A 14,500-nucleotide genomic window follows, 5' to 3' on the forward strand; every position below is an offset into this window, starting at 1 on the left:
GACATTGCCGGTGCGCCTGCACCCCCTGCTGCTTGGCCTGCTGCTTGCGGCCGCGCCCGGCGATGCCCGGGCGGACCTGCTCTACGTCCTCAATTCCGGCGCGGCCTCCGTCAGCGTGCTCGATGCGCGCAGCCGCACGGAGGTCAAGCGCATCCCGGTGCTGCGGGAGCCGCACCACCTGGTGCTGACGCCCGATGGCAGCCAGCTCGTCATCGCGGATTCCGGCGGCAACGAACTGCTCTTCGTCGAGCCCGCCACCGGGGAGGTGACGCGGCGCGAGCGCATCTCCAACCCCTACCACCTCGAATACAGCCCCGATGGCCGCTACCTGGTGATCGCCAGCCTGCGGCGCGACCAGGTGGACATCTATGACGCGGCAAAGCTGGAGCTGCTGCATCGCTTCAGCCCCGGCGACATGCCGAGCCATGTCGCCTTCTCCCCGGACAGCCGCCACGTCTTCGTGACGATGCAGGGCGACAAGGCGGTGGTCGCCTTCGACCTGGAGACGCGCACCCAGCTCTGGTCGGCCGAGGTCGGGCCGGAGCCGGCGGGCATCATCTGGCACCGCGGCAAGCTGCTGGTCGGGATCATGGGCGCGGACCACTTCGTGGAGCTGGACCCCGAGACCCAGGCAGTGCGCCCGGCCTTCACCATCGGCCGCGGCGCGCACACCATCTTCCCATCGCCGGATGGCCGCGCGCTGTTCGCGACCTCCCGCGTGGACAGCCGGGTGGCGGAGATCAACCCGGACACGCTGGCGGTGCGGCGGATCTGGAACATCCCGGGCGGTCCGGACTGCCTGACCTTCGATCCGGAAGGGCGGATCTGGATGACGCTGCGCTGGACCGGGAGGGTCGCCATCCTCGACCCGCTGGACCCGCAGGGCACCGAGCCGCCCTGGCAGGTCATCCGCGTCGGTCGCAGCCCGCACGGCATCTTCTTCAAGCCGAGGCGGGACGGCGTGACGGCGAGCTTCGCGCGCGCCCTGCCCGGCGCCGCCTCCGGCACGCGGCCGATGGCCGACGCGCCCCCACCGGGCGCGACCCAGCCCCGCCCGATGCCCGGCGGCGCCACGCCTGCGGCGGTGCGGTGAAGCGAAGGACGCTGTTCGGCGGCATGCTCGGCACGTTGGCGGCGCCGGCGCTCGCGGCGTCGCCGGCGGTCTGCAAGGGCCCGCTCTACCTGACCATCGACACCGGCTGGAGCCGGGAGGCGGAGCGGATCGCCCTGATCCTCCGCCGCGCCGGCGTGCCGGCGACGCTCTTCATCGCGGACGAGCCGACCTTCCGCGGCGACACCACGCTGTCGGAGGCCTGGGCGCCGTTCTGGCGGGCACGCGCGGCGGAGGGCCATGCCTTCGCCAGCCATACCTGGCGCCACTGGTATTTCCGCGGCGATCCCGCGCCCGGCCAGGTGCGCTACGTGTCGCGCCGCGGGGAGGGCGCCGTGGTGCTCGACCAGGCGGGTATGTGCGCGGAACTCGCCCGGCCGACCGACGCGTTGCGGCGCATGGTGCCGGAGGCGCGCATCCTGCCGCTCTGGCGCGCGCCGGGCGGCATCACCACGCCGAACGCGCTGCAACTCGCCTCCGGCTGTGGCCTGAAGCACCAGGGCTGGAGCCGCAACGGCTTCCTCGGCGACGAGCTGGACAGCGCGAAGAGCCCCAACGCCGCGCTGCTGCGGCGGAACCTCGCGAATATCCGCGCCGGCGAGGTGCTGGTGATGCATTGGGGCGTGCGCAGCCGCCGCGAGCCCTTCGCCGACATCCTGGAGCCGCTGATCACAGGCCTGATCGACCGCGGCTTCTGCTTCGAGACCCTGCCGCCCGAGGGCATCCCGACCTGATGTTCGATTTCCTGACCCGCATCTGGGTGGACACCTCCGGCACGATCTTCGAGGTCGCGTTGCAGCCCGCCCTCTATGCCGCGGGTCTGATGATGTGGGCGGACCGCGCGCAGGAATGGCTCGACTTCGCGCTGCTCGGGGTGGTGCAGGTGGTGCTGGTCTATGCCGTCTGCCGTCCGCTGGAGGCGCTGCATCCGGTGGAGCCGGTCAGCGACCATGCGGCGATCCGCACCGACGTGCTGTACACGCTGCTGGCCCGGCTGGGCCTGCTGCCGCTGATCGCCTTCGTGCTGCTGTCCTCCGCCGAGCGGATGCTGAACGGGTTGCTGGCCGACACGGGCTTCGTGCCGCCGACGCTGGAGACGCTGTTCCCCGCGCTGCGCGACATGCCCGTGGTGGCGCTGCTGCTGTATGTCGTGATCCTGGATTTCGGCGAATACTGGCGCCATCGGTTCCAGCACATGTTCGGCTGGTGGTACGCCCTGCACAGCGTGCATCACGCGCAGCGCCAGATGACCTTCTGGACCGACGACCGCAACCACCTGCTGGACGACGCGATCGCCGCGCTCTGGTTCGGCGCGGTGGCCCTGCTGATCGGCGTGCCGCCCGCGCAGTTCGTGCTGATCGTCATGCTGCGCCAGCTCGCGGAAAGCCTGAGCCACGCCAATGTCCGCCTCAGCTTCGGCAGCCTGGGCGAGCGGCTGCTGGTCAGCCCGCGCTTCCATCGCATCCATCACGGCGAGCTCTCGGCCGGCGAGCATGGCCGCAACTACGCAGTGCTGCTGCCGGTCTGGGACTGGCTGTTCGGCACCGCGGATTTCGACCGCAAGAGCTACCCGCGCACCGGCGATCCCGATGCGCCGGAAAGCCTCGCGACGGGCGGCTGGCTGCGCCAGCAGGTGGACGGGCTGAAGCAGTTCGGCCGGGCGCTGCGCGGGCGATAGCGCCGACGCGCCGGCGGCGGTCAGGACCCGCGTGCGTAAGCGCGCGCGCTGGATTGGCCGATGCCGCGCAACAGCGCCGCATAGTCGTCGGCGGGCGTCGCGACCGGCGCCGCAAGCCTGGCGCCGCCCAGCCCCGCCAGCGCCGCCTGCCGAGCCTCGCGGGGGCTGCAGCCATGCGCCGCGCGGAAGGCGCGGCTGAAGGCGCTGGCATCGAAGAACCCGGCGCGTTCCGCCAGGGCCGCTATCGGCTGATTCGCAAGGGCCGGATCCGACAGCAGCGCGACGGCCCGACGCAGGCGCATCGCGTGGATATGCTCCGCCACGCCGCCGCGGCCCTCGAACAGGCGGTACAGCGCACTGCGTGACATGCCCGCGAGGCTGGCGAGGCGCTGCGGCCCGAAGCGCGGCGAATGCAGGTGCCGCTGGATAAGGCCTCGCACCCGCTCGAACTGCGCGGCTTCAAGGTCGGCCGGCGCCGCTGCCGCTGCGCCGCCCTCGGCGGCCAGGCAGGCCGCGAGCACGCCCGCCGTCGAGGCGGCGAGCACCGGCACGCGCGCCGGCGTTGCCGCCCGGATCTGGTGCTCGAGCAGTCGCAGGTATTCGGCCAGCACCACCGCGCCCTCGCCACGCAGCGGGCCGGCGCCGCGCAAGGCGCAGGCGGCGGCAAGGCCGGGATGGGCATCGCGCGGCACGCAGAGCGAGATCCAGGCGGCGTCCTCCCACTCCGTCTCCCAGGGCGCGTCCAGGCGGAAGAGGAAGGGCGCGCCCGCTTCGATGACATGGGTCGTGCCGCCATGGCGCGTCCGGCTGCGGCCGCGAAGCAGCATCCGCACGATCCAGTGGTCGAGCCCGTCGCGGCGCAGATGCTGCGGGCTTCGGACGAAGAGGGCGGGCGCGGTGCGGCTGACGCTCAGCAGCATGTCGCCCAGCACCCAGTCCTCCGTGCGGACGGAGACGCTGCCCGGGCCGGTCCCGCAGGGGGTGACGTCGTTGAGGATGGCGAAGCGCGCCTGCCAGGCAGGCAGTCGATCGCGGTGCGGCAGCGTGTCGGTCGTGAAGACGACAGGCGCCACCACGCCGGACATGACAGTGTCCGGATTGCTCCTGGCGGTTGGGAATACGGCCATGCGGTCCCCCTGCGGCGGTCGCGCGCGGCCGGGTATGCACCCGTGTCCGGCACGGGTGCAACGCAGCATTGGTTACAGGCGGCCTATCGGTAGTTCGGCCGGTAGCCCGCGGGCGGCGGGCCGGCGTGCCATTGGCCGTACTGATCATACCATCCGCCGTAGCGGGCATCGTAGCCGCTGGCGGGGTAGGGATCGGCCGGGATGCGGTCCGGCTGCGGTGCGGGCGTCAGCGCGCCCGCCACGCCACCGAGCGCGCCGCCGATCAGCGCCCCCTTGCCGGCATCGCCGCTGAGCGACCCGATCAGCGCGCCCGCGCCCGCCCCCAGCGCCGCGCCGCCGAGGGCGCGCTGGTTGCGGTCATTCGGGTCCACCCCGCCGGCGCAGGCCGACAGGACCAGCGCGGGGGCGAGGAGAAGGGCGGGCAGGCTGGGGCGCATCATGGGTCTCCGGTTCGTGCGGCCGCGCGAAAGGCGCGGCGGCAAGGCCCGACCGGAACGCGCGAGGCGGCCGAAGGTGCATCGGCCGCCTCCGAAGGGATGTCAGGCCGTGGCGCCGCCGGTCCGGCCGACCGGATCATTCGCGGCAACCGGCGTGGTCTGCGTCGCCTGCTCGCGCTGCGCGCCGGCCTCGGGCTTGCCCGGGGCAAGGTGCGGCACCTCGCCCAGCGGTTCGCTGCGCCGCGCCTCGAAGGTGCCGCGGCCGTCGAGGGAAGGGCCCTCGGTCCAGCGGCCCGTCGGCACCATCCCGGAGATGTCATGGCCGAAGAAGGCATAGGCGAAGCGCCGGTGTTCCGCCGTGTCCTCGACCGTGTTGGGGATCGGCAACTGCTTCTCGTAGCCGCCGAGTTCCTCGATCACCGCCAGCCATTGCTGCTGATGCATCGTGTCACGCGCGATGAGGAAGCCCAGCATGTCCTTCATGCCGGGGTCGTCGGTCATGCCGCGCAGCCTGGCGGCAAGCGCCCGTCCGGTGGATTCCGCGGTCGCATTGGCCATCATGTCGCCGGCGACGTTGCCGCTGGCATAGACATGGCTGGCATTGAACGGCACGCCGTTGCAGTCCTCCGGCGTGGCCGCGAGGCCCGCCGAGAGGACGTGCCGCAGGTTCATCCCGTTCAGCACCGACCCGGCGATCGGGTTGGCCGCGACCTCCTCCTGGAAGGAGAGCGGCGCCTTCTCCAGGTTCAGCGCCACGGCGGTGGCGAGCATCTCGATATGGCCGATCTCCTCCGTGCCGGTGTTGAGCAGCATGTCGCGATACTTCACGGGACCGCGGCAGCCCCACCCCTGGAACAGGTATTGCAGGCAGACGCGGATCTCGCCTTCCACGCCGCCGATCGCCTGTTGCAGGGCGCGGGCGAAGACCGGGTTGGGCGTCTCGACGCGCACCGGATATTGCAGCTTGCCGTCCATGTAGAACATCGCGGGGAACCTTCCTGGCTGTGCTGTCCCTGCCGGCAACGGCAGCCGGTGCCGCCGGTTCAGGCGGTCGCGCGGAACGACCTGTTGCGTGACGGCGTGCGATCCTATGTGCTGGCCCATCGGGCAGAGGGGCACGGGACAGCATGCAACGCAGGACGATGCTTGGCGCGGCGGCCGGGTTGATCGGTTCCGCCACGGCGGCAGGGGCGCAGCACGCAATGCCGCATCATGGCGCGCCCATTCCGTCGGACCAGTTGGCGCCCTTGCGCGGGCAGGGTCCGGTGGTGCTGACGCCGGCACAATACGCCCAGCGCTTCGTGCAGAGCCCCGCCCCTGCAGGCCCGCCGGGACGCTGGGTCGAGCGCGCGCCGCTGCCGCTGCCGCGCACCGAGATGGCCTGGGCTGCGGAGGCGGACGGCAGGCTCTGGGTGATCGGCGGCTATGCCGAGCAGCGGGTGAACAACAGCTACAACCACGTCTACGACCCCGCGACCAATAGCTGGACGGAGAAGGCGCGCATTCCCCGCGGCGCCAATCACATCGCCGTCGTCGCGCTGGGCGGACGGATCTACGCGCTGGGCGGCTTCAGCAACCAGAATCGCGGCGCCGACGAGCTGGCCTTCGTCTACGACATCGCATCCGATCGTTGGGAGCAGATCGCGCCCATGCCCAGGCCGCGTGGCGCGGGGGCTCTGGCGGCGGTGAACGGAAAGCTGCACCACATCGGCGGCGCCTCGAACCCCGAGAGCGAGCGCTCCTCGGTCGGCTGGCACGAGGTCTACGACCCGCAGACGGACAGTTGGGAACGCCGCAAGGCGCTGCCGGGCGCGCGCGACCATGCGGGCGTGGTGGTGCATGACGGCCGCATCCACATCATCGGCGGCCGCTTCAACACCTTCGAGTACAACACCGGCCTGCATCACGTGTACGACCCGCAGGCGGACCAGTGGAGCACGCGCGCGCCGCTGCCGACGCCGCGTTCCGGCCACGGGCTGGTGGTCTATCGCGGGCGCTTCTTCGCGATGGGCGGAGAGAGCGGCGAGTTCGTGAACCGACAGCTCACCGGTCATGTCCACGGCCAGCTGGAGAGCTACGACCCCGCAACCGACACCTGGCAGCACCACGCCCCGATGCCGACGCCGCGGCACGGCATGGGTGCGGTCGTGATCGGCGATTGGATTTACGTCGCAGGCGGCGGACCGGTGGTCGGCGGCGGCATCAAATCCGCGGTGCACGAGGCCTTCACGCTCGGCTGATCCGGCATGATCCCCGCCGAGGCTCTCTCACCGCACGGCACAAGGCGCGTCGCCCTCGGCCAGGGCGCGCTGTTCCTCCGCGCGGACGGTGCAGGGCCGACGCTGCTCTGCATCCCCGGCGCCTATCATGGCGCCTGGTGCTACGAGGCCTGGCTCGATGCCTTTGCTGCCGCGGGCATCGCCTCGGCGGCGCTCGAGAAGCGCGGCCATGGCACGCTGCGCGGCAGGCTGGACCCGATGACGGGGATCGACGATTTCGCTGCCGATGCGGCGGAGGCGGCTGCCGCGCTCGGCGCGCCGCCGGTGCTGGTCGGGCACAGCCTCGGCGCGCTCATCGCGATGCGCGCGGCGCAGCGCCTGATGCCCGGCGGCGTGTCCGGCCTGGTGCTGGTCGCGCCCTCGCCACCCGGCAACCTGCCGGGCGCGGCCAAGGTGCCGCTGGTGCCGGAAGGCGCGCTGCGCCCGCCTCCCGACCTCGCCACCACGGCGGAGCGCTTCCTCGGCGGCGACACGCCTGAATGGCTGCCGGAATACCAGCGCAAGCTTTCGCCGGAATCGCCGCGCGCGATGAACGAGCGCTACGATCTGCGCCTGCCCGTGGATCCCGCGCATCTGGCAGGCCTGCCGGTCTTCGTGCTGGAGGCCGGGCGCGACGATGCGGCGCGGCATCCGCCCGGCCAGGACGCTGCCATCGCGGCATTCCTGGGCGGCACGCATGCGTTGCTCCCGGATGCGCCGCATTGCTTCATGCTCGGCGACTGGGCGGCGGAGAGCGCGGCCGCCGTCATCGCGTGGTACCGCGCCGCCGTCGCCTCAGGCTGAGCAGGCGGGCCGGCGCCGCCATCGACCCGGCAAGCTTCACGCTGCCTGTGGTGCCGCCGCAGGGATGAGTGGGAACATCGCCGCCGGGCCCGGCGTGCCGGCGCCCTGGCCGACATGACACGCCGTGCCGGCACCGCGCCCGCGCGGACAGTACCACGCGCCGACGCCGCGACTGATGCAGATCAATCGGCCCGATGCCCAATCGCCGTAGAAACGGCAGTGGGAGCGGAGACGTCGGCAGATGGGCAACCAGGTATGGCGCTGGCAGCTGGCAATCATGCTCCCCGCCATTGCCGGCTGCGTCAGCGCAGCCGAACCTGCCGCGCGGCCGGATGCAGCGCTGCCCCAGGGGATCGTGCCGTTCGCGGAGCCGATCACCTTGAGCTATCGCGGGTTCAGCAGTTTCACCTACACGTTCAGGTCGGACATTGACGCGCCCTCCGGCCCGACGATCGCCGAGGGCTGGGTCATGCAGGGCACGATGCGGGCCGTGGGCGATCAGCGGGAATGGGTTTACCGCATGTCGAACATCGGCCGGGATGGCGTGCTGCGGGAATACGGGTCGCTGGTGGTCACCACCGATGCATGGGGGCAGGTCCGGGAGGCGCGGGTTACCGAGAACCGGTGGAGCCGTGGGCCGATGCGCAGTTCCGCCGATGCATATTTCGACCCCACCGATCTCCGCTTTCCCCTCTGCTGCTGTCCGCGCGGACCGGTTCGCCTGGGCGAAGCGGTCGCGATGCCGCCGCGCACCGAGACGATGCCCAGGGCCGAACGTCGGTCCGGCGCGATCGGGCCGGCCATGGGGCAGTTCGACGACAGCGGGCGCTCCGTGGCGGCGGGCCTTCTCGACCGGGACGGAAGGCCCCAACTCGTCCTGCGCCACGATGGCAGCGCATCGGCGCCAGGACCCGAGTCCGTGTCGATGCAGCGCCATGGCTACAGCCTGATCGACACGCGCGCCTGCCTTCCGACCCGCAGCGTCTGGTCGAACGACTTCACGGTCACCACGCCCGCGCGAACCGTTTCCTTCAGCATCACCCACAAGCACGAGACCCGCTTCTGACGGCGCGGCATCCGCCCGGCCAGGACGCTGCCATCGCGGCATTCCTGGGCGGCACGCATGCGTTGCTCCCGGATGCGCCGCATTGCTGCATGCTCGGCGACTGGGCGGCGGAGAGCGCGGCCGCCGTCATCGCGTGGTACCGCGCCGCCATCGTGCCAGGCTGAGCAGGCAGGCGATCGCCGCCAGAGCGGCAGCGACCCTGAGCGAGACAAGGGAGGCGGAGCCCGGCAGAAGCTGGAACAGGATCGCGGCACCGACCGTGCCGACGCTCTGCCCGAACAGCCGGGCGGTCGCCTGCATCCCGCCGGCGCCGCCGCTGCGGGACAGCGGGGCGGCGCCGAGGATCGCGCGCATGTTCGGGGTCTGGAACAGGCCGAAGCCCACGCCGCAGAGCATGATCGCGGCCGCGGCCAGCCAGGGCGCCGCCGCGCCCGGCACCACCGACAGCGCAATCAGGCCCATCCCGAGCACGCCCGATCCCGCGGCGCAGAGGATGGCCGTGTCGTGGCGGTCCGCCAGGCGACCGGCCACCGGCGCCAGCGCTCCGACCGCAAGCGGCCAGAGCAGCAGCAGCGCGCCGCTCAGCGCCGTGCTGAACCCCCAGCCATGGTCCATGAGGAAGGGCAGCACGACGAAGCCCAGCATCTGCGCCGCGAAGCCGCAGACCGAGGCCGACAGCACGATTCCCATCGAGGGCAGGGCGAGCAGGTCGATCGGGAGCAGCGGCTGCGCCTTGCCGCGCTGCTGGCGCACCAGGAGCCAGAGCGCCACCGCACCCCCGGCGACGAGGCAGAGCCCGAGCCACAGCTCCAGCACCAGCCAGCCGGCGCCGGTCAGCAGCAGCCCGAAGGCCAGGGCGTTCAGCGCGGCGCCCCGCATGTCGAAGCGGCGGCCGGTGCCGGCCACCCGAGGCAGGGTCGGCACGCCGACCAGCCCCGCGACCAGCGCGAAGGGCAGCGTGACGGCAAAGACCCAGTGCCACGAGCCGAGCGACAGCACCAAGGCGCCGAGCCCCGGCCCCAGCGTTCCGCCGAGCGCAACGGTCATGGCGTTCAGGCCGATCGCGCGCCCCAGCGCCGCGGGTGGGAAGGCATGGCGCAGCAGCGCGCCGGTCAGCCCCATCACCGCGGCCGCGGCCACCCCCTGCAAGGCGCGGGCCGCCACCAGCACCGGCAGCGAATCCGCCAGGGCGCAGACCACGCCCGTGACAGCCATCCCGGCCAGCCCGAAGAGGAACACCCGATGGTAGCCGATGGCCTCGCCCAGCGCGCCGCAGGGCAGCAGGGATGCCAGCAGCGCAAGCTGATAGGCCGTGACCACCCAGACCACCTGAGCCGCCGTCACCTCCAGCGCCTCGGCCATGACCGGCAGCGCCAGGTTCACGATGCTGCCGAGCAGCACCGACATCAGGGTCGAGAGCAGGATCGCCGCGACGGCGAGGCGGCGTCGCCCCGGCGGCAGCCCGCCTTCTCCGCTGGCGGCCTGCCGCATGCGCCCGGTCTCGCCTGATGCCGCCGTCATCCGGCGCGGAGTCTAGACCCGCGCCAGCGAGGGGAACAGCCGGCGCGCGTCAGGCGGCGCGCCGGAGCTGGCGGCCGAGAAGCTCGTTCAGATGCACGGCCACCGCGCCCATCCCGGTGCGCGCACCCTCCCGGTTCGCGCGGCGCTCCGCCTCGGCGTTGTAGTTCGTGTTCGTGTTCACATCGTAGGCGAAGGTCCGGCCCTGCCGGTCGGTGATGAACTCGATCGCGCCGACGCCGATGCCGTTGGCCGTCAGGAACGCCTCCATCCGGTGGATCAGCGGGTGGGCGAAGCCCTCGACGATGCGGAATTTCTCGCCTGCCGCCACCGCGGGGCAGGCCTCGCCTTCGCCGGCTTGGCAGGCATCGGCGGGGCAGAGCTCGAAGCCCTCGGAGGTGTCCACGCGGACGGCGTAGAGGAACCTGCCGCCGATGAACTCGGCGCGGGTGATGAAGGGCTCCGGCGCCTCGACGTAGCGCTGCACCAGCCAGATCCCGTCGCGCGGATGGGCATGCGGGTCGGTGTCGTAGGCCAGCAGGTGCAGCGCCTGGCGAAGGCCCTCGGCGCTGCGCACCAGGCGCACGCCGAGGCCCTTCCCGGCGCGGTTGTGCTTCAGGATCACGGGATAGCCGAGCTTCTCCGCCGCGTCCGGGATGTGCTGCGCGCCGACTACCGCGATGGTGTCCGGCGTCGGGATGCCATGCGCGGCGAGCGCCTGGTACTGCGCGACCTTGGAAACCTCGAGCTGCAGCGCGCGGCGGCCATTGACCACGGTGCGGCCATGCCGCTCCAGCCATTCGATGACCGCGCCGGCGTATTCCGGCGCGTAGGCGTGGTCGCGCGTGTGCGAGGATGCGCTCATGCGATTGTAGAAGACGCCCTCGGGCGGCGGCTGCGTCAGGTCGAGCAGGCCGGTGTCGAGGAACCATTCGGCATAGGGGGCGCGGAGCTGGTCGAAGGCCGCGCGGAGCGGGACGACCCAGGCATCGTTCTCGTGCAAGACATGGATCTGCGGCATGCGCGGCGCCTTCGGCTGATCTTGGATGATCGTGCTCTAGAAGGGACGAATTTCGCCCGCAAGAGAAAAAATTTTCTCGCATTGCGCCTTTGACGCGGAGGTGGATGTCCTCCGCGACCTCGCCCGCGCGCGGCTGCCATGCTCTGCCGCCGCCGCGGGTTCCGGTGCGGGCGCGCGCCGCCTATATCCGCTGCCACGATGGTTCCCTTCCGCAAGATGCATGGCCTGGGCAACGATTTCGTCGTGCTGGACGCGCGCGCCCGCGCAGTGCCGGTCACGCCCGCGGCCGCGCGCGCCATTGGCGACCGGCACCGCGGAATCGGATTCGACCAGCTCATCATCCTGGAACCGCCGCCGGAGGGTGCGGACGTCTTCATGCGCATCCTGAACCCCGACGGCTCCGAGGCCGGCGCCTGTGGCAATGCCACGCGCTGCATCGCCTCCCTGGTCGCCGACCAGGCCGGAAAGGATCGCGTGGTGGTCCGCACCATCGCCGGCGACCTGCCGGTGGAGCGGCTGCCCGACGGCATGTGGCGCGCCGACATGGGGCCCGCGCGGCTCGGCTGGCGCGAGGTGCCGCTGGCGCGCGAGATGGACACGCTGCACCTGCCGCTCGCCCTCGGCCCGGTCAGGGACCCGGCAGCCTGCTCCATGGGCAACCCGCACGCGACCTTCTTCGTGGAGGACCTCGACGCCATCCCGGTGGCGGAGATCGGGCCAAAGCTGGAACGCGACCCGATCTTCCCCGACCGCGCGAACATCGGCTTCGCGCAGGTGCTCTCGCCGGAGCGCATCCGGCTGGTGATGTGGGAACGCGGCGCGGGGATGACGCTGGCCTGCGGCTCCGGCGCCTGCGCCACCATCGTCAACGCGGCGCGGCGCGGACTGACGGGGCGCCGCGCGACGGTGGAGCTGCCCGGCGGCGCGCTGGAGATGGAATGGCGGGACGACGGGCATGTGCTGATGACAGGCCCGGTCGCCACCGCCTTCACCGGCGAGCTCGACCTCGCGGCCTATGCAGCCTGAGATCCTCACTTTCGGCTGCCGGCTCAACGCGTACGAGTCGGAGGCGATGCGCGAACTCGCGGCGCAGGCGGGGCAGGGGGATGCGCTGATCGTCAACACCTGCGCGGTCACGGCGGAAGCCGAGCGCCAGGCGCGGCAGGCGATCCGGCGGGCGGCGCGGAACAATCCCGGCCGGCGGATCATCGTGACTGGCTGCGCCGCGCAGATCGCACCCGGCGACTGGGCCGCGCTGCCGGGCGTCGCGCGCGTCATCGGCAACGGCGAGAAGCTGAAGCCGGCGGCCTGGGCCGCGACTGCCACCGATGCCGTGGCGGCGACGGAGACCGCGCCTGGGATGGTCACGGGTTTCGCGGGCCGTGCGCGCGCCTTCGTGCAGGTGCAGCAGGGCTGCGACCATCGCTGCACCTTCTGCGTCATCCCCTTCGGCCGCGGCCCGTCGCGCAGCGTGCCGCTCGGCGCGATCGCCGAGCAGGTTCGCGCGCTGGCGGCGCACGGCTATGCCGAGGTGGTGCTGACCGGCGTCGACATCGCCAGCTATGGCCGCGACCTGCCGGGCGCGCCGCGGCTCGGCCAGATGGCGCGGCGGCTGCTGGCGCTGGTGCCGGAGGTGCAGCGGCTGCGCCTCTCCTCGCTCGATCCCGCGGACATGGACGAGGATCTGTGGCGCCTGGTGGCGGAGGAGGGGCGGCTGATGCCGCATCTGCACCTCTCGCTGCAGCATGGCGACGACCTCATGCTCAAGCGCATGAAGCGCCGCCACACGCGCGCGGAGGTGGAGGCGCTGTGCGACCGCGCGCGGCGGCTCAGGCCCGACATCGTCTTCGGCGCCGACCTGATCGCCGGCTTCCCGACCGAGACGGAGGACCATTTCGCGGCGATGCTGGCGATGGTCGAAGGCTGCGGCCTGACCTTCCTGCATGTCTTCCCCTATTCCGAACGCGCCGGCACGCCGGCCGCGCGCATGCCGCAACTGCCGGTGCCGCTTCGTCGGGAGCGCGCGGCGCTGTTGCGGGCGGCGGGACAGCGCGCGGCGCGACGCTTCTACGACAGCCGCGTGGGGCTGACGGAGCAGGTGCTGCTGGAACGCAACGGGCGCGGCCACACGCCGCATTTCGCGCCCGTCCGCCTCGCCGAGGAGGCGGGAAGCCCGGGCGAACTTCGCGCGCTGCGCATCGTTGCCGCCGGGGATGACGGCCTGATCGGAAAGGCGGCCTGACGCATGGCGCTCAAGGGATTCTGGGATCGGCTGCGTGGCCGCGGCACACCGGGGGAAGGGCCGCAGGACCCCACGCCCACGCCGGAGCCTACGTTCCCGCCGCCGGCCGTGCCGGTGATGCCGGATCCGAATCTGCCGCCGCCCTACGAGACCCCGGCCGCGCCGATCCCGCCCACCGTTCCGCCGTCGCCCGAGCCCGTGCCGCCTCCGCCGCCCGCGCCGCCGCGCGAGGACAGCGCGGCGCTGCGGGAGGCGCTGGCGAATACGGTGCCGGAGCTGGCGCCTGAGCCCGAAGTGGCGCCGGAACCCGAGCAGCGCGGCGGCTGGTTCGCCCGGCTCAAGGCCGGGCTTTCGCGGTCCACGGCGCGGCTGACCGAGACGATCACCACCGTCTTCCGCAAGCGCAAGCTGGACGACGAGGCGCTGGAGGAGCTGGAGGAGACGCTGATCTCCGCCGATCTCGGGGTGCCTGCCGCACGCCGCATCGTGGAAGGCTTCCGCAAGACCCGCTTCGGCAAGGAGGTGACCGACGAGGAGGTGAAGGCGGCGCTGGCCGACAGCGTCGCGGAGATCCTGGTCCCCGTCGCGAAGCCGCTGGAGATCCTGCCGGCGCGCGCGCCGCATGTCGTGCTGGTGGTCGGCGTCAACGGCACCGGCAAGACCACCACCATCGCCAAGCTCGGCCAGCAGTATCGCCGGCAGGGCCACAAGGTGATGTTTGCCGCCGGCGACACCTTCCGCGCCGCCGCCGTGGAGCAGTTGCAGATCTGGGGCGAACGGACGGGGTGCCCGGTTGTCGCGCCGGCGAAGATGGGCGCCGACGCCGCCGGCCTCGCGCATGACGCGCTGGCGCGCGCGAAGGCCGAGGGCATGGACGTGCTGCTGATCGACACCGCCGGCCGGCTGCACAACAAGTCCGCCCTGATGGAGGAACTGCGCAAGATCATCCGCGTCATCCGCCGCCTGGACGAGACCGCGCCGCATTCCGTGCTGCTGACGCTCGACGCCACCACCGGCCAGAACGCGCTGAGCCAGGTGAAGGTGTTCCGGGAGATGGTGGAGGTGGATGGCCTCGCCGTGACCAAGCTCGACGGCAGCGCGAAGGGCGGCGTGGTGGTCGCGCTGGCGCAGGAATTCGGCCTGCCCGTGCATTTCGTCGGCGTCGGCGAGAAGGCCGACGACCTGCGGCCCTTCACGGCGCGCGACTTCGCGCGGGGGCTGGTCGGGCTGGACTGACG

14 protein-coding genes are annotated in these 14,500 nt (G+C 72.2%); 9 read left to right on the forward strand and 5 right to left on the reverse strand.

What is annotated here, in order from left to right; all coding sequences use genetic code 11:
- Nucleotides 1-10 precede the first annotated feature (10 nt).
- From E4T13_RS02195 to E4T13_RS02205, 3 genes are read left to right on the forward strand one after another with little or no spacing between them, the layout of a single operon-like run.
- Entirely contained in the window at nucleotides 11-1,093 is a 1,083-nt protein-coding gene (locus tag E4T13_RS02195; RefSeq protein WP_240790954.1) for a YncE family protein, read from the forward strand.
- Nucleotides 1,090-1,845, forward strand: a complete 756-nt coding sequence (locus tag E4T13_RS02200) for a polysaccharide deacetylase family protein (protein WP_240790955.1) — start codon at nucleotides 1,090-1,092, stop codon at nucleotides 1,843-1,845. The genes E4T13_RS02195 and E4T13_RS02200 overlap by 4 nt, the downstream gene beginning before the upstream one ends.
- A complete protein-coding gene (locus tag E4T13_RS02205; RefSeq protein ID WP_137176601.1) occupies nucleotides 1,845-2,789 on the forward strand; it encodes a sterol desaturase family protein in 945 nt (314 codons plus the stop codon). The genes E4T13_RS02200 and E4T13_RS02205 overlap by 1 nt, the downstream gene beginning before the upstream one ends.
- 20 nt (nucleotides 2,790-2,809) lie before the next feature.
- Here the strand turns inward: E4T13_RS02205 and E4T13_RS02210 are convergent, their stop codons facing one another.
- From E4T13_RS02210 to E4T13_RS02220, 3 genes are all read right to left on the reverse strand, one after another.
- A complete protein-coding gene (locus tag E4T13_RS02210; protein ID WP_137176602.1) occupies nucleotides 2,810-3,874 on the reverse strand; it encodes a helix-turn-helix domain-containing protein in 1,065 nt (354 codons plus the stop codon).
- Between the two features lie 125 nt (nucleotides 3,875-3,999).
- Complete coding sequence (locus E4T13_RS02215; protein ID WP_137176603.1) at nucleotides 4,000-4,356, reverse strand: YMGG-like glycine zipper-containing protein; 357 nt, start codon at nucleotides 4,354-4,356, stop codon at nucleotides 4,000-4,002.
- Between the two features lie 99 nt (nucleotides 4,357-4,455).
- Entirely contained in the window at nucleotides 4,456-5,337 is an 882-nt protein-coding gene (locus tag E4T13_RS02220; RefSeq protein ID WP_137176604.1) for a manganese catalase family protein, read from the reverse strand.
- Between the two features lie 143 nt (nucleotides 5,338-5,480).
- On the opposite strand from E4T13_RS02220, the gene E4T13_RS02225 reads away from it, so the two are divergent.
- The 3 genes from E4T13_RS02225 (at nucleotide 5,481) to E4T13_RS02235 (ending at nucleotide 8,481) form a co-directional block, all read left to right on the forward strand.
- Entirely contained in the window at nucleotides 5,481-6,593 is a 1,113-nt protein-coding gene (locus E4T13_RS02225; RefSeq protein WP_137176605.1) for a kelch repeat-containing protein, read from the forward strand.
- Nucleotides 6,594-6,599: 6 nt separating this feature from the next.
- The gene (locus tag E4T13_RS02230; protein ID WP_137176606.1) at nucleotides 6,600-7,415 is read left to right on the forward strand and encodes an alpha/beta hydrolase; all 816 of its coding nucleotides are present in this window, start codon (nucleotides 6,600-6,602) and stop codon (nucleotides 7,413-7,415) included.
- Between the two features lie 241 nt (nucleotides 7,416-7,656).
- Nucleotides 7,657-8,481 (forward strand): hypothetical protein, encoded by an 825-nt coding sequence (locus tag E4T13_RS02235; RefSeq protein ID WP_137176607.1) that lies wholly within the window; start codon nucleotides 7,657-7,659, stop codon nucleotides 8,479-8,481.
- A gap of 126 nt (nucleotides 8,482-8,607) precedes the next feature.
- Here the strand turns inward: E4T13_RS02235 and E4T13_RS02240 are convergent, their stop codons facing one another.
- Nucleotides 8,608-9,972 carry an MFS transporter gene (locus tag E4T13_RS02240; protein ID WP_170984754.1) on the reverse strand — a complete coding sequence of 455 codons (1,365 nt, stop codon included), beginning with the start codon at nucleotides 9,970-9,972 and terminating at the stop codon, nucleotides 8,608-8,610.
- Nucleotides 9,973-10,051: 79 nt separating this feature from the next.
- Nucleotides 10,052-11,020, reverse strand: coding sequence for a RimK family alpha-L-glutamate ligase (locus E4T13_RS02245; protein ID WP_137176609.1), 969 nt, complete (start codon nucleotides 11,018-11,020; stop codon nucleotides 10,052-10,054).
- A 198-nt stretch (nucleotides 11,021-11,218) separates the two neighbouring features.
- On the opposite strand from E4T13_RS02245, the gene dapF reads away from it, so the two are divergent.
- The 3 genes from dapF to ftsY are packed head-to-tail and all read left to right on the forward strand — an operon-like array spanning nucleotide 11,219 to nucleotide 14,498.
- Nucleotides 11,219-12,046 (forward strand): diaminopimelate epimerase, encoded by an 828-nt coding sequence (gene dapF, locus E4T13_RS02250; RefSeq protein ID WP_137176610.1) that lies wholly within the window; start codon nucleotides 11,219-11,221, stop codon nucleotides 12,044-12,046.
- Nucleotides 12,036-13,262, forward strand: coding sequence for a tRNA (N(6)-L-threonylcarbamoyladenosine(37)-C(2))-methylthiotransferase MtaB (mtaB, locus tag E4T13_RS02255; RefSeq protein WP_137176611.1), 1,227 nt, complete (start codon nucleotides 12,036-12,038; stop codon nucleotides 13,260-13,262). The genes dapF and mtaB overlap by 11 nt, the downstream gene beginning before the upstream one ends.
- A gap of 3 nt (nucleotides 13,263-13,265) precedes the next feature.
- Nucleotides 13,266-14,498: a signal recognition particle-docking protein FtsY gene (gene ftsY / locus E4T13_RS02260; RefSeq protein WP_170984755.1), complete on the forward strand. Its 1,233-nt coding sequence runs from the start codon at nucleotides 13,266-13,268 to the stop codon at nucleotides 14,496-14,498.
- The last annotated feature ends 2 nt before the right edge of the window (nucleotides 14,499-14,500 follow it).

Source organism: Roseomonas sp. AR75 (genome assembly GCF_005222815.1).
In the GTDB taxonomy this organism is placed as follows: domain Bacteria; phylum Pseudomonadota; class Alphaproteobacteria; order Acetobacterales; family Acetobacteraceae; genus Falsiroseomonas.